Source organism: Pseudomonas sp. G5001, assembly GCF_013385475.1.
GTDB lineage: Bacteria > Pseudomonadota > Gammaproteobacteria > Pseudomonadales > Pseudomonadaceae > Aquipseudomonas.
In genome coordinates, this window is record NZ_JACAPZ010000005.1 from 366,893 (window position 1) to 386,302 (window position 19,410).

The window sequence follows — 19,410 nt, forward strand, 5'->3', positions numbered from 1 at the left end:
TCCCTGAACGTAATCGGCCGAATGTGCTGGTCGGGCCGAATCACCAATGGCAGGAAGGCGTTGCATCCTGCCAATTCCTCATAAAAAGAGGAGCGAAAATGCCATTTCGCAATAACGAAGGCGCGGCATTATAAGCCCGATTACTGGCAAAACAATGGCCTTTTGGATCCATTTTCCGGTAACGAGGCCATCATCCGCCTCTTGGTAAACCCACGCCCACATTACTTACAACTTGAGTCAAACCCCGTAAGGTTTGACAATGTGTTACTTCGTATTTCCATTTGAGATCCATTCATGATTGCCCCCTTCCGTTTTCTTGCCTGGCTGGTGCTGCCGGCGTTGATGTCGTGCAGTTTCAACCTGCTGGCTGCAACTGCCGAGGGCGCGCCCCAAGCCCTGCATTTACTGGACTACATCGGTGCGGACTACCCCCCGACAGTGGAGGCGGGCAAGGTTATCGATGATTCCGAATACCGTGAACAGGTAGAGTTTCTCGGGGTGTTGCAGGGGCTGGTGACCGATCTACCGGAAAAGCCCGAGCGCGCCGAACTGATCAAAGGCGTGGATGAACTGCTGGCCGCCGTAACGGCCCATCAGGACGGCGCGGCAGTTGCGCACCAGGCCCGGCAATTGGGCGCCAAGTTGGCAGTGGCCTATGAAGTCAGCCAGGCCCCGGCCATTACCCCCGATCCGACGCGCGGTGCGCCGCTGTACGCGCAGAACTGCTCGGTGTGCCACGGCGCCACAGGCGCCGGCGATGGCCCCGCAAGCGTGGGCATGACGCCGCCGCCCGCCAACCTGCGGGACGCTGCACGCCTCGATCGCTTGAGCCTCTACGCGATCTACAACACCCTGGGTCTGGGCGTGGAAGGCACCGACATGCCGTCGTTTGCCGATCAACTGGACGACCGCCAGCGCTGGGACCTGGCGACCTATATCGCCGGCTTCACCGCCGACCCGGCTGCCGCGAACAGTGAAAAGTCCTTCAACCTCGCCGACCTCGCGCGCCAGACCCCCAACGAAGTGCTGGCTGCCGAAGGTCCCGGCGCAGTTGCCACCTTCCGCGCCCAGCGTGCCCAACCGCCGCAGGTCAAGCGTGGCCCGGCGCAGTTGCTTGATTACACCGCGGCCACCCTCGACAAAAGCCTCGCCGCGTTCCGCAATGGCGAGCACGAGCAGGCCTACGACCTGTCGGTAGCCGCCTACCTGGAAGGTTTCGAGCTGGTTGAAAGCTCCCTCGATAACGTTGATGCCAACGTGCGCAAGGACACCGAAAAGGCCCTGATGGCCTACCGGCAGTCATTGCAGGACGGCTTGCCGATCGAGCAAGTGCAGCAGCGCCTGGATGTGGCCAAGGGCAAGCTCACCGAGTCGGCCGGCCTGCTGGGCAGCGATGGCTTGAGCTGGTCCCTGAGCTACATCTCCGGTTTGCTGATCCTGCTGCGCGAAGGCCTGGAAGCGATCCTGGTGTTGGCGGCGATTCTCGCGTTCCTGCGTAACACCGGCCAGCAATCGGCGGTGCGCAGCGTCAACGTCGGCTGGGGCCTGGCGCTGTTGGCCGGCTTGGCGACGTGGGCGTTGGCGGCTTATGTGATCGACGTCAGCGGCGCCCAGCGCGAGTTGCTGGAAGGCTGCACGGCGCTGTTTGCCAGCGTGATGGTGCTGTGGCTCGGGGTGTGGATGCACGACCGACGTCACGCGGCCGCCTGGCAGGACTACATCAAGAGCAGCCTGGTAGGCGGTGGCGGGCGCTTCGGTTTTGCGATGCTGGCGTTCTTCTCGGTGTACCGCGAGCTGTTCGAAGTGATCCTGTTCTACGAAACCCTGTGGTTGCAGGCCGGCCCTGCCGGGCACAACGCGGTATTGGCCGGTGGCGCCACGGCGCTGGTGCTGTTGGTGGGCCTGGCCTGGGTGATTCTGCGGGGCTCGGCGAAACTGCCGCTGGCGCTGTTCTTCGGCATAAACGCGGCGTTGCTGTGCGCGCTGTCGGTGGTATTCGCCGGGCATGGCGTCAAGGCGTTGCAGGAAGCCGGGATCTTCGGCACCCGGCCGGTCGCGTTCTTTGACTTCGACTGGCTGGGCATTCACGCCGATGCCTATTCCCTGAGCGCCCAGGCCGTGGCGATCCTGGCGATTGTGGTGCTGTACGGTCGCAGCCGGCTGGCTGAAAAGCGCCGGGTGGTGGCGTAACCATGCGCGTGTGGATCGATGCAGACGCCTGCCCCCGGGCAGCCAAGGATCAGGTGGTGAAGTTCGCCCTCAAGCGCCAGTTCGAAGTGGTGCTGGTGGCCGGGCAGAGCCAGATCAAGCCGAGCTTCTCGTGCGTGAAGTTGATCGTGGTGCCCAGCGGCCCGGACGCGGCCGATGACTACCTGGTGGAGCACGCCGTGCCCGGTGACTTGGTGATCTGCAGCGATGTGCCGTTGGCCGACCGCTTGGTGAAGAATGGCGTGGCTGCGCTCGACCCACGAGGCAAGGAGTTCAGCCCGCAGAACATGAGCGAGCGGCTGGCGGTGCGTAACCTGTTCACCGATCTGCGGGAGCAGGGGCAGATGGGCGGTGGCCCGCCGCCCCATGGGGACAAGGACAAGCAGGCGTTTGCCAATTCGCTGGATCGGATTCTGACCCGGCTGATGAAGGCCTAATCGTTCTCGTGGGTGAGTTCCAGCACCCGGTCCACCAGCTTGTTGATGCCTGACGCCACTTCGCTGATGCGTTTGCCCAGCATGTAGGCCGGGGTACTCACCAGCTTGCGCGCCTTGTCTTCGACGATGTCGTCGACCGCGCATTCCTGGTGGGTGGCGCCCATCTTGTCCATGGCGGCTGCGGTGTCGGTGTCATTGCCGATGGTGCAGGTCACGCCTGGGCCATAGATCTTCGCTGCCAGCGCCGGCGAGATGCAGATCAGCCCGACGGGCTTGCCCGCTTCGGCAAACGCCTCGGCCAGTTCCAGCACCTGCGGGTTGACGCTGCACCCGGCGCCTTCCACGGCAAAGTTCGACAGGTTCTTCGCCGCGCCAAACCCCCCGGGCACGATCAGTGCGTCGAAATCCTCGGCGTTGGCCTCACGAATGTCCTTCACCTCGCCACGGGCAATGCGCGCCGACTCCACCAGCACATTGCGCGACTCGGGCATCTCCTCGCCCGTCAGGTGGTTGATCACATGCAACTGGGCAATGTTCGGCGCAAAACACTGCACCTCGGCGCCGCGCTGGTCCAGGCGCAGCAGGGTGATCACGCTTTCATGAACCTCAGCCCCGTCGTACACGCCACAGCCGGAAAGGATCACTGCAATCTTTTTGCTCATGGGCATTTCTCCTGATTCATGGCGTTAAATGTCTACTCATTTGTCACTCATTGCCAATGGGATATCCAGCCGCTACACCTACTCTAGATGTAACAATAATTGACCGGACTTGCCCATGGACTTCGTCCCTTACGCGGTACCGTTTTTCATTGCCTTGATCGTGGTCGAGCTGCTGGCCGACTACCGGCGCGGCCAACGCAACTACCGGGTGGCCGACGCCATCAACAGCCTCAGCACCGGCGTGCTGTCCACCACCACGGGGCTGCTGACCAAAGGGGTGGGCATCCTCACCTATGCCTTCGCCCTCAAGCACCTGGCGATCATCGAGCTGTCGGCCCAAAGCGTCTGGACCTGGGTGTTCGCCTTTGTGTTCTATGACTTCTGCTACTACTGGCTGCATCGCATGGGCCATGAGCGCAACATCCTCTGGGCCGCGCATTCCGTGCACCACCAGAGCGAGGACTACAACCTCAGCACCGCCTTGCGCCAGACCAGCACCGGCTTCCTGCTGAGCTGGATCTTCTACTTGCCGCTGGCCGTGTTGGGCGTGCCGCTGGTGGTGTTTATCAGCGTGGCGTCCCTCAACCTGTTGTATCAATTCTGGGTGCATACGCGGCATGTGCCGAAGCTCGGCTGGTACGAGTGGTTCTTCGTCACGCCATCCAATCATCGGGCCCACCATGCACAGAACGCTCTCTACATGGATCGCAACTACGGCGGGGTGTTCATTATTTGGGACCGCCTGTTTGGCTCCTTCCAGGAAGAAGACGATAACGAGCCGGTAATCTTTGGCGTGACCACGCCCTTGGCCAGTTGGAACCCGCTGTGGGCCAACCTGCAGTTTTATGCGCAGCTGTGGAGTGATGCACGGCGCACCGAAAGTGGGTGGGACAAGCTGCGGATCTGGTTCATGCGCACCGGTTGGCGCCCGGCGGATGTGGCGGCAAAGTACCCGATGGCCAAGCCGGACTTGAGCCAGTTCCGCAAGTTCGAGGTGCCGCTGGATGGGCGCCAACAGATTTACATCGCGCTGCAGTTTGCCGCGTACGTGGGTTTTGGCAGCTACCTGATGAATTTCGGCGAGGGCTTGCCGACCGCTGCCCTGGTGTTGGGCTGGAGCGCGATGGCATTGGGGTTGTTTACCCTGGGGGTGGCGCTGGAGAACCGCCCGTGGGCGTTGAAGGCTGAACTGCTGCGCCTGGCACTGAATGTGCCTTTGGTGTGGCTGGCGCCGCTGGTGGGGCTGTGGCCGGCCAGCGCGTTGGGCTGGCTGGGCCTGGTCAGTTACAGCTTGCTCAGCGGCATCGGCCTCTACTGTTGCAGAGACCGGCTTACTCGACTGGCGTCGTAGGCTTTTCGGCTTTTTCAGGTTCGCCGGCCGCCAGGCGAACCTTCTCGGCGGCACAGGCTTCGCGGGTCAGGCGGGCGTTCTTGACGCGCCGGCGAATCCACAAGCCCAGGCCCAGCACCAGCAGTGCGCCCAGCACCCACAGCTCGTATTTCTTGACGCTGCCCAGCATGCCTTCCAGTACCGCGCCGAAATGGTAAGCCGCAGCGCCCAGCGCAGCGGCCCACACGGCGGCGCCAATCCCGTTGAGCAACAGGTAGCGACCCGGCGGGTAGCCCGACAAACCAATGGCCACCGGCATCACCGTGCGCAAACCGTAGACAAACCGGAAGCTCAGCACCCAGATGTCCGGGTGCTTGCGAATATGCTCCAGGGCCTTGTCGCCCAGCAGTTGCCAGCGCGGCTTGCGCGCCAACAGTTTGCGGCCGTGCTTGCGTCCCAGGAAGTACCACAACTGGTCGCCGGCGTAGCTGCCGAAAAAGGCAACGACCACCACCAGGTTGATATCCATGTATCCACGGAACGCCAGGAAGCCTGCGAGAACCAGGATGGTTTCGCCTTCGAAGAAGGTGCCTAGGAACAGCGCAAAGTAGCCGAAGTCATGCAGAAATTGTTGAAGCATGGTCTGGGTGCTGGCGAAATGAACGCGCAGCCTACGCCTTCGTGAACATTCATGAAAGTATCGAGATGTGTCACGAAGTGAACAATTCCTACATAAACGACGAATGCGACTACAGGTCGCACGCCGGTTGCCTTACGGCGCATGAGCTAACCACAACTGTAATTCCTTCGTCATAATGGCCGCTTATAACTGTCACGCTCGCCCGTCAAGCCGGGCTCAGGAGTCTGCCGTGAGCTTTACCCCCGCCAACCGCCTGTTTCCCGCCACTCGTCTGCGTCGCAACCGTCGTGATGATTTTTCCCGGCGCCTGGTGCGTGAAAACGTGCTGACGGTGAATGATCTGATCCTGCCGGTGTTTGTGCTGGACGGTGAAAATCGTCGGGAAGCGGTGGCGTCGATGCCGGGCGTGGAGCGCTTGACCATTGATTTGCTGCTCGAAGAGGCCGCGAACTGGGTTGAACTGGGGATTCCGGCGCTGGCGCTGTTCCCGGTCACGCCGTCTGGGCTGAAGTCACTGGACGCCGCCGAAGCCTGGAACCCCGACGGCATCGCCCAGCGCGCCACCCGCGCCTTGCGTGAACGCTTTCCGGAGCTGGGGGTGATTACCGATGTGGCGCTGGACCCGTTCACTACCCACGGGCAGGATGGCATTCTCGACGAAGAAGGCTATGTTCAGAACGACATCACCGTTGATGCGCTGGTAAAACAGGCCTTGTCCCACGCCGCAGCGGGCGCCCAGGTGGTGGCCCCCTCGGACATGATGGACGGTCGCATCCAGGCGATTCGCGAAGCCCTGGAGCTGGCCGGTCACGTCAACGTGCGCATCATGGCCTACTCGGCCAAGTACGCCAGCGCCTATTACGGCCCGTTCCGCGATGCGGTGGGTTCGGCGCTGAACCTGGGCAAGGCCAACAAGGCCTCGTACCAGATGGACCCGGCCAACAGCCACGAAGCCCTGCACGAAGTGGCCGCGGACCTGGCCGAAGGCGCCGACATGGTGATGGTCAAGCCCGGGATGCCGTACCTCGACATCCTTTATCGGGTCAAAGAGGAATTCAAGGTGCCGACCTTTGTCTATCAGGTCAGCGGTGAATACGCCATGCACATGGCCGCGATCCAGAATGGTTGGTTGAGTGAAGGGGTGATCCTTGAATCCCTGACTGCCTTTAAACGCGCGGGTGCTGATGGCATCCTGACTTACTTCGCCGCCCGCGCCGCCCAATTGCTTAGAGAGCAACACTAGCCCTTACAGGAACACTCGATGAATACCGAAGGACTCACAGAAGTTGCCGTAAAAGACGCTCACCCGGTGGTCGAACAAGCTACCGAGACCCCGCCGGAGCTGGAGCCGGCCCCGCCTGCCGTGGTGGCCGAAGCGCCCGCTGCCGCGCCGGTACCGGTGGTTGCGGTTACCAACCTGGATGACAGCAGCCTGTACATCCATCGCGAGCTGTCACAACTGCAATTCAACATCCGCGTGCTGGAACAGGCACTGGATGAGTCCTATCCGTTGCTGGAGCGGCTGAAATTCCTGCTGATCTTCTCCAGCAACCTGGACGAGTTCTTCGAGATCCGTGTCGCCGGCCTGAAGAAGCAGATCACGTTCGCCCGTGAACAAGCCGGTGCCGACGGCCTGCAACCGCATCAGGCCCTGGCCCGCATCAGCGAGCTGGTACACGGCCACGTGGACCGCCAATACGCGATCCTCAATGACATCCTGCTGCCGGAACTGGAAAAGCATCACGTGCGCTTCATCCGGCGCCGTCACTGGACCACCAAGATCAAGACCTGGGTGCGCCGCTACTTCCGCGACGAAATCTCGCCGATCATCACCCCCATCGGCCTCGACCCGACGCACCCGTTCCCGCTGCTGGTGAACAAGAGCCTGAACTTCATCGTCGAGCTGGAAGGTATCGACGCCTTCGGTCGCGATTCCGGCCTTGCGATCATTCCGGCACCGCGCCTGTTGCCACGGATCATCAAGGTACCGGAAGAGGTGGGGGGCGCTGGCGATAACTATGTATTCCTTTCGTCGATGATCCACGCCCACGCCGATGACCTGTTCCAGGGCATGAAGGTCAAGGGCTGCTACCAGTTCCGCCTGACCCGTAACGCCGACCTGGCGCTGGACTCCGAAGACGTCGAAGACTTGGCCCGCGCCCTGCGCGGCGAGCTGTTCTCCCGTCGCTACGGTGATGCGGTGCGCCTGGAAGTGGCGGACACATGTCCGAAACACCTGTCCGACTACCTGCTCAAGCAGTTCAACCTGAGCGAGACCGAGCTGTACCAGGTCAATGGCCCGGTGAACCTGACGCGCCTGTTCAGCATTACTGGTCTGGACAGCCACCCGGAGCTGCAATACACGCCGTTCACCCCGCAGATCCCGAAACTGCTGCAAAACAGCGAGAACATCTTCAGTGTGGTGAGCAAGCAGGACATTCTGCTGCTGCACCCGTTCGAGTCCTTCACCCCGGTGGTCGACCTGCTGCGCCAGGCCGCCAAGGACCCGCACGTGCTGGCTGTGCGCCAAACCCTGTACCGCTCCGGCGCCAACTCCGAAATCGTCGATGCGCTGGTAGACGCCGCGCGTAACGGCAAGGAAGTGACGGCGGTGATCGAACTGCGGGCGCGGTTCGACGAAGAGTCCAACCTGCAACTGGCCAGCCGTCTGCAAGCCGCCGGTGCGGTGGTGATCTACGGCGTGGTCGGCTTCAAGACCCACGCCAAGATGATGCTGATCCTGCGCCGCGAAGCCGGTGAGATCGTGCGCTACGCCCACTTGGGCACCGGCAACTACCACGCCGGCAACGCCAAGCTCTACACCGACTACAGCCTCCTGACCTCCGACGACGCCTTGTGTGAAGACGTCGGCAAGCTGTTCAGCCAGTTGATCGGCATGGGCAAGACCTTGCGCATGAAGAAACTGCTGCACGCGCCGTTCACCCTGAAGAAGGGCATGCTCGACATGATTGCCCGCGAGACCCAGTTCGCCCTCGAAGGCAAGCCGGCGCACATCATCGCCAAGTTCAACTCGCTGACCGATCCGAAGATCATCCGCGCGCTGTACAAGGCCAGCCAGTCGGGTGTGCGTATCGATTTGGTGGTGCGTGGCATGTGCTGCCTGCGGCCGGGCATCGCCGGGGTATCCCATAACATCCACGTGCGTTCGATCATCGGGCGCTTCCTGGAGCACACGCGGGTGTTCTACTTCCTCAATGGCGGCGAGGAGCAGATGTTCCTCTCCAGTGCCGACTGGATGGAGCGCAACCTCGACAAGCGTGTGGAGACCTGCTTCCCGGTGGAAGGCAAGAAACTGATCATGCGGGTCAAGAAGGAGCTGGAAAGTTATCTCACCGATAACACCCACAGCTGGAGCCTGCAGTCGGACGGGCGCTACGTGCGCAACACCCCGACCGGCAACCAGAACCCGCGCAGCGCCCAGGCGACGTTGCTGGAGAAGCTGGGCAGCCCGATTCTGACGGTGAACTAAAAACCGACGCGGTCAAAAATGTGGGAGCGGGCTTGCTCGCGAAAGCGGTGGATCAGTCGATGAATCTGTTGACTGACACTCCGCCTTCGCGAGCAAGCCCGCTCCCACATTTGTTTTGTGGCGTTGGATTGTTCCCACGCTCTGCGTGGGAATACATCCTGTGACGCTCCGCGTCACTCACTCATATCAGCGCACGTTCAGCGTGAACCCAACCCGCGTCAGCCACTCGGCTTCCTGGGCGAAATCCGCCTGGGTCAGCTGGTTTTCATCCAGCCAGTTCTTCGGGAATACCACGTCCAGGCTGTCGGCATTGGCCCGCAGGACCACTTGCGGCATTTCCTGGGTACCACGGATGTGGTGGAACAGGATCGCAAACCGCAGCAGCGCGCACAGGCGAATCAGCTTGATGCCCTCGGCACCGAACTCGGCAAACTTGTCCCGGGGGATGTTGCGGCGGTGGCCGCGTACCAGCAGCGCGAGCATCTGCTGGTCTTCACGGGAGAAACCCGCCAGGTCCGAGTGCTCGATCAGGTAGGCGCCGTGCTTGTGGTAATGGTAGTGGGCGATGTCCAGCCCCACTTCATGGACCTTGGCCGCCCAGCCCAGCAGTTCACGCCACACGCCGTCTTCCAGGTCCCAGTCCGCTGCGACCTGGTCGAAAGCATGCAGCGCCTTGCGTTCAACCCGCGCCGCCTGTTCCAGGTCGACGTGGTAACGCTCCATCAACGAGCTGAGGGTGCGCTCACGGACGTCTTCATGATGATGACGGCCCAGCAGGTCGTAGAGCACCCCTTCACGCAGGGCGCCATCGCAGTGGTCCATGCGTTGCAGTTCAAGGGCGTCGAAAATCGCTTCGAGAATCGCCAGGCCCGCCGGGAAAATGGTGCGGCGATCAGGCTTGATGCCTTCGAAGTCGATCTTCTCGGCATCCCCCAGCTTGAACAGCTTGCGCTTGAGCCAGGCCAGGCCTTCGGCGTTGACCTCGCCAGTGCCATGGCCGCCGGCCTTGAGGGCCAGGCCGATGGCGCGGATGGTGCCGGACGAACCGATGGCCTCATCCCAGGTCAGGCGGTGCAGGGCGTGCTCGATGCTCATGATCTCCAGCCGCGCCGCCGTATAAGCCTGGGCGTAGCGGGCCGGGGTGATCTTGCCGTCCTTGAAATAGCGCTGGGTGTAGCTGACGCAGCCCATTTGCAGGCTTTCGCGCAGCAGCGGCTCGAAGCGCTGGCCAATAATGAATTCGGTACTGCCACCGCCGATGTCGGCCACCAGGCGCTTGCCCGGAGTGTCGGCCAGGGTGTGGGACACGCCGAGGTAGATCAGGCGCGCTTCCTCGCGGCCGGAGATGACCTCTACCGGGTGCCCGAGGATCTCCTCGGCGCGGCGGATGAACTCGCCCCGGTTGCGGGCTTCGCGCAGGGCGTTGGTGCCGACGATCCGCACGGCGCCCGGGGGCATGCCGTTGATCAGTTGGGCAAAGCGCTTCAGGCAATCGAGCCCGCGCTGCATGGATTCTTCATTGAGCTGACGCTCGTCGTCGATCCCGGCAGCCAGCTGCACTTTCTCGCCGAGCCGCTCAAGGATGCGGATTTCGCCGTTCTGGGCCTTGGCCACGACCATGTGAAAGCTGTTGGAGCCCAGGTCGATGGCGGCGATCAGGGACAGATTCTTGGCTTGGGATTGCGGCATGGTTAAGGGGTCTCGGTCGATAACCTCGCCATCGTGCCACGATCAACCGCTGACGCCAACGCGTAGTGCTTCCGGAATTCGCTCATCGGTGTCTTGGAGGAAAATCTGCAGGATATGTAGGGCGATTCTTGATGCGCCTGGCGATTGTTCCGTAGGGCAAGTGGAGTAACGGAAATCTCCAGCTTTAATAGGCTTCCTGAATATGCCTACATGGCTGGGTTATTTGTTCCAGTCGATAATTAAGTCAGGACTACTGCAAGGATGATCTAAGGGGACATTGTTTTTTTACCGCTCTGACACTAGTTCAGGCGTCGTCTCATTCTTTCTTCGGGTGTTTACGAGAGAGACTGTCACTCGGCAATTAAGCCGTGGTGTTAACTATTTGTAGTTTGCCTATCAAGGTTGATAGCAGTTGGGCATGGAATAGCCCGGCGAACCACATGCACCTGAGAACTTCAGTGACAGGATGAACATGAACAGAACATTTGGTTTGGCAATAGTTGTCGTTGGCCTGGCGGTAAGCATGGGTACTCAAGCAAATACAAGTGGTGCCGGGAACCTGAGAGTCACCGGAACCATTAAACCAGCTGCATGCACGGTAAACCTCGGCGCCACAGGCGGCACCGTTGATTACGGTACGATCAATGCGTCGAGCATTCCGCTGACCTCTTTCTATCCTCTGCCGGAAAAGTCGCTGCCGTTAAACGTCAACTGTGGTGCGGCGGCTGCCCAGATGGCACCGTCCGTTACTGACTCACAAACAAACAGTGTCGTAAGGGGGATCCTGGGAACCGGCTTCACCGACAACCACAACTTTGGTCTTGGCGCGGTCGGAACCAGGAATACCGGTGGCTATTCGATCAGGCTCGCCACCTTGACCACTGTCGGCGCTACGCTGTACCCGCTTAGAAGGACAAGCTCCGGCGGTGCCTGGAGCACCAGTGACGGCAAGGTCGAAAAATCTCCTTACCAGCACTCCTGGAGCCGTAATAACAACACAACTCCAGCCGCGGTCTCTTCCGTTACCGGCACTCTCGTAGTCAAGGCTGTGATCAATCGCGGCGATGCACTGGATCTCAGCAGGGATATTCAATTGAATGGAGCTGCTACTTTGGTAGTAACTCGAATCTAACTCTATAAACATGGCCAGCATTTAGCAGGCGGTCGCGCACCGTGGCTTCGTGCTGGCTCTTTATATGCGTATAGGTATTTCGTGATTGTCAACGGTGCGTTATCTGGTTGCGGGTAGAGTTCGATGAGTCGTCTTTTAAATACAGTTAATGCTCTGTTCTGGTGTGCGAATCTTTATTTTTTAGTTTCTGGCAGTGTAAGAGCGGATGGAATGGAGCCGGAAACATCCGTTGTTATTCTTTATGAAGAGAACGGTGAAGCGACGATCAACGTAAAAAATACGGACGCTGGCCCTGCTTTACTTCACACAGTCATTCAAAACGTCCCGGAAGATCCGGAGACACTCTTGATCGTTACGCCTCCTATCGCCCGTGTCGAACCGGGCGAAACACAACTTGTGCGGTTTATCAGTACCTTGAAGCAGCCGCTCAAGACTCAACGATTGAAGCGCGTCACCTTTGAAGGTATTCCGCAGGCGCGCGCCGAAGGGCGCTCGACTATTGGAGTGACCATTCGACAGGACTTACCGCTGATCCTGCATCCCCAGGGCTTGCCGCGGCATCAGGAGCCATGGAAGTTGCTGAAGTGGAAGCTGCGGGGAAATCGGCTGACGGTTCATAACGACAGTGCCTACGTGGTCCGGATGGGGCTGGAGGTACACCTGCTGCCGTCGAGGCACCCGGCGATATTGCCGCGCACCTATATCCTGCCTGGCGAAGTGTTATCGACCCGCATCGAAGAGGCGATGGCCCAGGTCAGCGGTGTCGAGATTCAACCCGCGACGGTCTACGGGTATTCGGCAACCGCCTACGAAGCCTCCGTTGTTGTCGAGGCGGGTTGAGCGGTCTATGAGAAATGCTACCCATGCAAACGATTGGAGCCTCTCTGTACGACCCATTCGAACCTCGGTTTCCCGGACTTGTATCGGCCTGGCAACGCTGTGGAGCCTTCCCGCCTACGCGCTGGAGCTTGGATCGGGTTTTGATCTGGCGGTCTTGTCGGCGAACGGGATCGACCCGAAGGTTGCCCATTATTTTCGCAGTGCTGCGCGATTCCGCGAGGGCGTGCACGTGGTGGGGCTGCAGGTCAACGGCACCTCATTGGGCCTGGTGGAGGCACGCTTCGACTACCAGGGGCAGTTGTGTTTTACCCCGGTCCTGCTGGACAAGGCCGGGTTGCGGTTGCCAGCCGCGATTATTCGGCCAGGTATCGCGCCCGATCAGGCGTGTCATGACTTTCTCGGTGCTTACCCCGCGACCATCGTCAAGTTGCGCCCCGGCAGCGATGAGGTATCGCTGGTGGTGCCTACTCAGTCAATGCGCGAGGCCGAATGGGATGTCGGCAGTTTCTCCCAGGGCGGCACGGCAGCCTTGTTCAATTACGATGTTCAGGGGTTCGACGAGCGCTTCAACAGCGGCTCTTCCCGCTCGGTTTCGGCCTACACCGAGGCGGGATTCAATATCGGCACCTGGATCGTCCGAAGCCGCCAATTCTTTGTCTCCGATAACGGCAAGCGCAGCAGCGAGCATGTGAATGCCTACGCCCAACGCGATTTCGCGCCCCTGAAGTCGACCTTCCAGGTCGGGCAGATTTCCAGCAACAACCCGGTGTTCGGTGGGTTACAGCTGTCGGGTTTCCAGCTCTCGCCGGATGGCCAATCGCGCAGCCCGGGTGGCAGCAGCGTGGCGGTCGAAGGTTTGGCCCAGAGCCCATCCCGGGTCGAGGTGCGCCAGGCCGGGGTGTTGATCCATACCACACTGGTACCGGAAGGCCCGTTCACGTTGACCGGATTACCCATACTCAATGGCACCAGCGATCTTGAGGTCAGTGTCATTGGCACTCGCGGTGGCAGGCATGGGTTCACCGTCCCTGCCGCGTCCTTTGCGGGGGCGGTACCGATAGAGCCCGGTTATTACTTCTCCCTGGGCAAGGTGCGCGGGGCAAATCCGGGTGCCGGGGAGCCTCCGGTCGTGGCGATGGGCAGTGGGACCTGGGGATTGGGGCGCAACTCGTCACTGGGATTCGGCCTGTTGAGTACCGACGAATACCAGGCGGCGGGTGGCGTGTGGAGCAGTGTTTTTTTCCAGCACCTTTCGGTTGGCGTGCGCCAGAACCTGTCTCGCGATGGCCGGGACGAAGTTACCGGGGCTCGCAGCTCAGTCACCGTGGGAAGTCCGCTGTTCGCCGGCATTGAAATGACGTCGAGTGCCACTACCCAGACGCGGGATTATCGCGAAGTACTGGAAGTGGGGCAGTCGACGCGGCGTGACCAGCGGGATGCCCGCTTCAAGGACCAATACACGGTAGGTTTGAGTTGGGTCGCCCCGTCCCTGGGAGGCTTTTCCGTCAGTTATTCCCGCAGCTCGCAATTTGATGATCGCTCCGCCGAACACGTCTTTGCCTCATGGAACCAGCAATTCAATGGCACCCAGGTGGCTTTGATTGCGGATTCCCGGGTGGGCGGCTCTCGACCGCGCAAGGTCAGGAACACCGTTCGAGACGAGCGCAGCGATGTGTCGGATAAGGGGCTTTCGCTTCGGTTGCAGGTCACCGTGCCGTTCGGTGGGGATCGCCGCGTCACCTCGTATGCCAGTCGGCGGGGCGACAGGTTCGATCTTGGGACCGCCTTCAGCGATCGGGTCAACGACTATGTGAACTATGAAGTGGGGGTTGCGCGTGAGCAGGCGAGCCGTACACAGGCTGTTCACGCCCGCGTGAATGCCATGCCGCGTTACACCCAGATAGGGTTGGGTGTGCGACATGATTCATTGAGCACCGGGTATACCGGCCAATTGCAGGGCGGCGTGGTGGTCCACGACAGAGGCATGACGTTCTCGCCCTATGCCGTCCAGGACACCTTTGGAATTGTCTCTGTGGGTAATGTCGGGGCAGCCAAGGTTTCGACGCCGCAGGGGCCGGTCTGGACTGACTACCGCGGGCAGGCGGTGATCGCCAGCCTGCCTGCCTACCGCAGCAGCAATGTCGAGGTGCAAACCCAATCCCTGCCCAAGCGCATCGATCTGAAAAACGGCACCAAGGTCCTTGCGGCCGGACGAGGTTCTTTCAACACGATCGATTTCGAAGTAGTGAAAGTGCGCCGTGTATTGCTTGAGGTCCGTGACGCGCAGGGCCAACCCTTGCCCCAGGGAGCCTCGGTTCTCGACAGCAACAATGCTTTCCTGACCAGCGTCGTGGGCGAGGGCATGGTCTTCCTTAACAGCCTGGATGAGTCGCGAGCGCTGAACATCTCCTTGCCAGATTCAAGCACCTGCTTGTTGCAACTGAACCTTGAGCCAGAATCCAATGACGACAAATTCTATGAAACAGGTTCGGCGGTCTGCCGTACCCTCTGAGCCGGTGGGGCCTTTTGACGGAGGACGCCTGCGTCATGGGCTTATCCTTTACCTGCTGCTGTTTGTCGTGGTGTTGGCCAATGAGGCGCGGGCAGATAACTGCCAGGTGTCCTTGAGCCAGCCCCGGGTTGATTACGGTCTGGTTCGCCAGGCCGAGCGGGGCGACCCACAGATCGCGCTGGGCAAGCGCACGCTTCGCCTGAACATGGCCTGTGAGGTGCCGGTATCCATGGCGCTGCGCTTTACGGGCGTACCCGCAGGCCTGGAGGGCTTTCGGTTTGGGCGCCAGGGGCATTTCACCCTGAGCCTGCAGTTCGCTCAAGTCGATGGAAAATCCGTTGAGCTGGTAATGCCGCACCTGTCTGAAGAGCCGGCGACCGGACGATTGCTGCCGGGCCATAGGCTTGTTGCACACGTAGCGGGTATGCCGGTGCATGGGCGCCGCTTCACCGCCCTGGTCAACGTCGAGACCTTCCTGCCTGCGGCTTTGCTGGCCGTCAGGGATGAAACGACATTTGAGGGGCAGGGCGGTTTTGAGTGGGCGCCCGGGGCCTGATGCCTCAGTCCGTGCGCTCCACCGAACCAATGAAGTTGGCCAGCTCGGCGGTCTGCGGATTGGCAAACAGGATTTTCGGGTCGCCCACTTCATGCACCTTGCCCTGGTGCATGAACACCAGCTTGTCACCCACTTCCCGGGCAAAACGCATCTCATGGGTGACCATGATCAGTGTCATGCCATCCTTGGCCAGTTGGCGCACTACGCTGAGCACTTCGTTGACCAGCTCCGGGTCCAGGGCCGAGGTGATTTCATCGCACAGCAGCACTTTGGGCGACATCGCCAGTGCCCGGGCGATTGCTACCCGCTGCTGCTGGCCGCCGGACAAACGATCGGGGAACGCGTCGAACTTCTCCCCCAGCCCAACGCGCTCGAGCATTTGTCGCGCCAATTGTGCGGCCTTGGCTTTCGGCACTTTCTGCACCACTTGCGGCGCAAGCATGACGTTTTCGCCCACCGTCAGGTGTGGGAACAGGTTGAACTGCTGGAACACCATGCCGACTTTCTGCCGCAGGGTGCGCAGGTCGGCGCGGGCGGCGTCGAGGTATTCGCCGTCGACTTCAATCACGCCGTCGTTGATCGACTCCAGGCCATTGAGGGTGCGCAGCAGGGTGGATTTGCCCGAGCCGCTGCGACCGATGATCGCCACCACCTGGCCTTCTTCGACACTCAGGTCGATGCCCTTGAGGACGTGGTGATCGCCGTAATACTTATGCAGGGCGGAAATTCTAAGCAGAGGCATGCAGTCTCCTTTCCAGGTAGCGCGCACTGAGGGACAAGGGGTAGCAGAGCAGGAAGTAACCCAGCGCCACCAGGCCATAGACCATGAAGGGTTCGAAGGTAGCGTTGGCGAGCATGCCGCCGGTCTTGGTCAGCTCGGTGAAGCCGATGATCGAGGTCACGGCGGTGCCCTTGACCACTTGCACCGAGAAACCCACGGTTGGCGCCACGGCAATGCGCAGGGCCTGGGGCAGGATCACGTAGCGCAATTGCTCCAGCGGGTTCAGGGCCAGGCTCGCGGACGCCTCCCATTGGCCGTGGGCGATGGAGTCGACGCAGCCACGCCAGATTTCGGCCAGGTAGGCGCTGGTGAACAGGGTCAAGGCAATCGCCGCCGCCAGCCAGGGCGAAATGTCCACGCCGAGCAAGGCGATGCCGAAGAACACCAGGAACAGTTGCATCAACAGCGGCGTGCCCTGGAACAGCTCGATATAGGTGCGGGCGACATTGCGCGGGAAAGCCTTGGTGCTGATGCGCATAGTCATCACCAGCAAACCGATCACGCCGCCGCCGATGAACGCCACCAGCGACAGCAGCAAGGTCCACTGCAAACCGGTGAGCAGGTTGCGCACGATGTCCCAGAACGAAAAATCACTCATCGGGCGTTCCTCATGACATAGCGCCGGCCGATCCAGTTCAGCAATTGGCGGATCATCAGCGCCATGCACAGGTAGACCAGGGTCGTCAGCGCATAGGTTTCAAAGGCGCGGAAGTTGCGCGACTGGATAAAGTTGGCGGCAAAGCTCAGTTCCTCGGTGGCGATCTGCGAGCAGACCGCCGAGCCGAGCATCACGATGATGATCTGGCTGCTCAGGGCCGGCCAGACCTTGCCCAGCGCGGGCAGCAACACCACATGGCGGAACGCCTCGAAACGTGTCATCGCCAGCGCGGCCGCCGCTTCCAGTTGCCCGCGGGGGATCGCCTGGATCCCGGCGCGGATGATCTCGGTGGAGTACGCCCCCAGGTTGATCACCATCGCCAGCACTGCCGCCTGCCATTCGGTGATTTTCAGGCCGAGGGACGGCAGGCCGAAGAAGATGAAAAACAACTGCACCAGGAACGGCGTGTTGCGGATCAACTCGACGTACACGCCGAAGATCCAACTGAACGGCTGGATCTTCCACGCCCGCACCACGGCGCCGACGATTCCCAGCGCCACGCCCAGTACTGCACCGATGGCGGTCAGTTCAAGTGTGAACAGCGCGCCGCGCAGCAGCAGATCGGTATTGGCCAGGACCGGCACAAAGTCGAATTGATAGGCCATAGGCTAACCCTCGTTACCGCGCTCAGAGATCAGCCGGCAGCGGCTCTTTGAGCCACTGCAATGCATTCTTTTCCAGGCTGCCGTCGGCCTTGGCCGCGACCAGGATCTGGTTCACCTTGTCCAGCAGCGCCGGCTCGTTCTTGTTCACGCCCACGTACACCGGCGAGTCCTTGAGCTTCACTTTCAGTGCCGGCACGCGCTTGGGGTTGCGTTCGCTGATGGCCACCATCACCACGTTGCCGCTGGCGATCAGGTCCACCTGGCCGGCGAGGTAGGCGGCGATGGTCGAGTTGTTGTCTTCAAAGCGCTTGATCGTCGCCTCTTTAGGCGCCACGGCGGTCAGCTCGATGTCTTCGATGGCGCCACGGGTCACGCTGATGGTTTTGCCCTTGAGGTCGTCAACGGTGCTGATCGGCGCATCGGGAGGGCCGAATACGGCGAGGTAGAAGGGCGCGTAGGCCTTGGAGAAGTCGATGACCTTCTCGCGCTCGGCGTTCTTGCCCAGGCTGGAAATCACCAGGTCGACCTTGCCGGTGGTGAGGAACGGGATGCGGTTGGTGCTGTTGACCGGGGTCAGTTCAAGCTTGACCTTGAGCTGGTCGGCCAAAAGCTTTGCGGTGTCGATGTCCAGGCCGCGGGGCTTCATGTCCGGGCCGACCGAGCCGAACGGCGGGAAATCCTGGGGCACGGCCACCTTGAGGGTGCCACGGGCGACGATATCGTCCAGACCGTTGGCCTGGGCGGGCGCCTGGCTCAGCATCAGGCTGGCAAACAGGGCAGTGAGCAGGGCGCTGCAACGCTTGGTCATGGCGACTCTCCGAAAAGGACGAAAGGATTTTCCGGTTTTTGCCAGTGCACAGCCCATGCCAGCACCGCCGTATTTCGCGCCAGAGCCGGTGGCTGTTGAGTCTTGGCGGTCTTACTGGTCTGAACAGTTACTGGGTTTTCTGCACCCTTTTCGAGCGCCGTCAAAACCGCGCGAGCCCCTTTGGGGCGTGGCTTGCCGGGCGCTGCGAATAGCTTTACAACTAGCCGCTCAGTTGACTAGAAACCTGAGTTTCTTATGAATTTCATCGCCCAAGCCGTACCGGAAGTGGCGCTACAGGCCATCCGCAAATTGATCGCTGACGAGGGCTTCGGGCCGGGTGATGCGTTGCCCTCCCAGCGCGACCTGGCGCTGCAATTGGGCGTGAGCCGGGCCTCTTTGCGTGAAGCCTTGTCGTCACTCAGTGCCTTGGGCGTGGTAAGTGTGCAGCCGGGCAAAGGCGTGTTCGTGCAAGCGGCCGAAGAGCTGCCGGGGTTGGCCTGGCCGTTTACGGCACAGGCGACGCCGCTGGATATCTTTCAACTGCGCTACGCCCTGGAAGGTTTTGCGGCGGGGCTGGCGGCGGTGACGCTGACCACCGGGGAGTTGGACATCCTGGAAGATAACGTCGAGGCGATGCGCAAGGAGCTGAAGGCCGGTGATTTCGAGGCAGCCGCCCGGCTGGACTTCGAATTCCACCGGCGCATCCTGCTGGCCAGCGGCAATCAGGCGATGGTGAGCATCCTCAGCGCCAGTGCCGAGGTGTTCCTGGAGAGCCAGAAACTACCGTTCATCCGGCCGGAGCGGGCCATGGAGACCTGGCAGGAGCACCGCAAGGTCCTCCGTGCCCTGGCCCGACGCGCCAGCGGGGCGGCGCAGAAAAGCATGCAGGAACATGTGCGTAACGCGGCGTTGCGTACAGGGATTGCCTTCATCACTCCCGTAACCCCATGAGTTGGGCTATACCCAAACTCATGCGCCATCATAGGAAGAGTCAATCAGCTGCAGCTTCCTGAACGCGGGAAGGGCGGCTATGATGGGCAACGTTTTTTTTGCTTACAACCC

17 protein-coding genes are annotated in these 19,410 nt (G+C 61.0%); 10 read left to right on the plus strand and 7 right to left on the minus strand.

What is annotated here, in order from left to right; genetic code table 11:
• Positions 1 to 294 precede the first annotated feature (294 nt).
• A complete protein-coding gene (locus HX805_RS03055) occupies positions 295 to 2,190 on the plus strand; it encodes an FTR1 family protein (RefSeq protein WP_177022371.1) in 1,896 nt (631 codons plus the stop codon).
• 2 nt (positions 2,191 to 2,192) lie between these two features.
• Entirely contained in the window at positions 2,193 to 2,645 is a 453-nt protein-coding gene (locus HX805_RS03060; RefSeq protein WP_003214020.1) for a YaiI/YqxD family protein, read from the plus strand.
• On the opposite strand, the gene elbB is transcribed toward HX805_RS03060, so the two are convergent.
• A complete protein-coding gene (elbB, locus tag HX805_RS03065) occupies positions 2,642 to 3,307 on the minus strand; it encodes an isoprenoid biosynthesis glyoxalase ElbB (RefSeq protein ID WP_177116599.1) in 666 nt (221 codons plus the stop codon). The two genes, HX805_RS03060 and elbB, sit on opposite strands and share 4 nt — an antisense overlap.
• 115 nt (positions 3,308 to 3,422) lie before the next feature.
• Between elbB and HX805_RS03070 the strand changes: the two genes are divergently transcribed.
• The gene (locus tag HX805_RS03070) at positions 3,423 to 4,658 is read left to right on the plus strand and encodes a sterol desaturase family protein (protein WP_008439297.1); all 1,236 of its coding nucleotides are present in this window, start codon (positions 3,423 to 3,425) and stop codon (positions 4,656 to 4,658) included.
• On the opposite strand, the gene HX805_RS03075 is transcribed toward HX805_RS03070, so the two are convergent.
• On the minus strand, positions 4,639 to 5,277 hold the full coding sequence (locus HX805_RS03075; protein WP_003214015.1) for a DedA family protein: 639 nt from the start codon (positions 5,275 to 5,277) through the stop codon (positions 4,639 to 4,641). The genes HX805_RS03070 and HX805_RS03075 overlap by 20 nt on opposite strands.
• Positions 5,278 to 5,506: 229 nt before the next feature.
• Here HX805_RS03075 and hemB point away from each other — a divergent pair, with 229 nt between their 5' ends.
• Positions 5,507 to 6,520 carry a porphobilinogen synthase gene (hemB, locus tag HX805_RS03080; RefSeq protein WP_087693295.1) on the plus strand — a complete coding sequence of 338 codons (1,014 nt, stop codon included), beginning with the start codon at positions 5,507 to 5,509 and terminating at the stop codon, positions 6,518 to 6,520.
• Positions 6,521 to 6,538: 18 nt separating this feature from the next.
• On the plus strand, positions 6,539 to 8,767 hold the full coding sequence (gene ppk1 / locus HX805_RS03085; protein ID WP_003214009.1) for a polyphosphate kinase 1: 2,229 nt from the start codon (positions 6,539 to 6,541) through the stop codon (positions 8,765 to 8,767).
• 186 nt (positions 8,768 to 8,953) lie between these two features.
• Here ppk1 and ppx read toward each other — a convergent pair whose 3' ends face one another.
• Positions 8,954 to 10,456 (minus strand): exopolyphosphatase, encoded by a 1,503-nt coding sequence (ppx, locus tag HX805_RS03090; RefSeq protein WP_003214007.1) that lies wholly within the window; start codon positions 10,454 to 10,456, stop codon positions 8,954 to 8,956.
• Positions 10,457 to 10,928: 472 nt separating this feature from the next.
• Here ppx and HX805_RS03095 point away from each other — a divergent pair, with 472 nt between their 5' ends.
• The 4 genes from HX805_RS03095 to HX805_RS03110 all read left to right on the plus strand — a co-directional run bounded on the left by HX805_RS03095 (position 10,929) and on the right by HX805_RS03110 (position 15,496).
• On the plus strand, positions 10,929 to 11,588 hold the full coding sequence (locus HX805_RS03095; RefSeq protein ID WP_177116600.1) for a DUF1120 domain-containing protein: 660 nt from the start codon (positions 10,929 to 10,931) through the stop codon (positions 11,586 to 11,588).
• Between the two features lie 123 nt (positions 11,589 to 11,711).
• Positions 11,712 to 12,428, plus strand: coding sequence for a fimbria/pilus chaperone family protein (locus HX805_RS03100; RefSeq protein ID WP_178902701.1), 717 nt, complete (start codon positions 11,712 to 11,714; stop codon positions 12,426 to 12,428).
• A gap of 7 nt (positions 12,429 to 12,435) precedes the next feature.
• Positions 12,436 to 14,940, plus strand: coding sequence for a fimbria/pilus outer membrane usher protein (locus HX805_RS03105; RefSeq protein WP_256348069.1), 2,505 nt, complete (start codon positions 12,436 to 12,438; stop codon positions 14,938 to 14,940).
• The gene (locus HX805_RS03110; protein WP_177116602.1) at positions 14,906 to 15,496 is read left to right on the plus strand and encodes a hypothetical protein; all 591 of its coding nucleotides are present in this window, start codon (positions 14,906 to 14,908) and stop codon (positions 15,494 to 15,496) included. Before HX805_RS03105 ends, HX805_RS03110 begins: the two co-directional genes overlap by 35 nt.
• 4 nt (positions 15,497 to 15,500) lie before the next feature.
• Here HX805_RS03110 and HX805_RS03115 read toward each other — a convergent pair whose 3' ends face one another.
• The 4 genes from HX805_RS03115 to HX805_RS03130 are packed head-to-tail and all read right to left on the minus strand — an operon-like array spanning position 15,501 to position 18,348.
• Complete coding sequence (locus HX805_RS03115) at positions 15,501 to 16,238, minus strand: amino acid ABC transporter ATP-binding protein (RefSeq protein WP_003213999.1); 738 nt, start codon at positions 16,236 to 16,238, stop codon at positions 15,501 to 15,503.
• A complete protein-coding gene (locus HX805_RS03120) occupies positions 16,225 to 16,875 on the minus strand; it encodes an amino acid ABC transporter permease (protein WP_003213996.1) in 651 nt (216 codons plus the stop codon). Before HX805_RS03120 ends, HX805_RS03115 begins: the two co-directional genes overlap by 14 nt.
• Entirely contained in the window at positions 16,872 to 17,540 is a 669-nt protein-coding gene (locus HX805_RS03125) for an amino acid ABC transporter permease (protein ID WP_003213995.1), read from the minus strand. The genes HX805_RS03120 and HX805_RS03125 overlap by 4 nt, the downstream gene beginning before the upstream one ends.
• A gap of 22 nt (positions 17,541 to 17,562) precedes the next feature.
• Positions 17,563 to 18,348, minus strand: a complete 786-nt coding sequence (locus tag HX805_RS03130) for a transporter substrate-binding domain-containing protein (protein WP_003213993.1) — start codon at positions 18,346 to 18,348, stop codon at positions 17,563 to 17,565.
• Between the two features lie 255 nt (positions 18,349 to 18,603).
• On the opposite strand from HX805_RS03130, the gene HX805_RS03135 reads away from it, so the two are divergent.
• Positions 18,604 to 19,299 (plus strand): FadR/GntR family transcriptional regulator, encoded by a 696-nt coding sequence (locus tag HX805_RS03135; protein WP_177046800.1) that lies wholly within the window; start codon positions 18,604 to 18,606, stop codon positions 19,297 to 19,299.
• Positions 19,300 to 19,410: the final 111 nt, after the last annotated feature.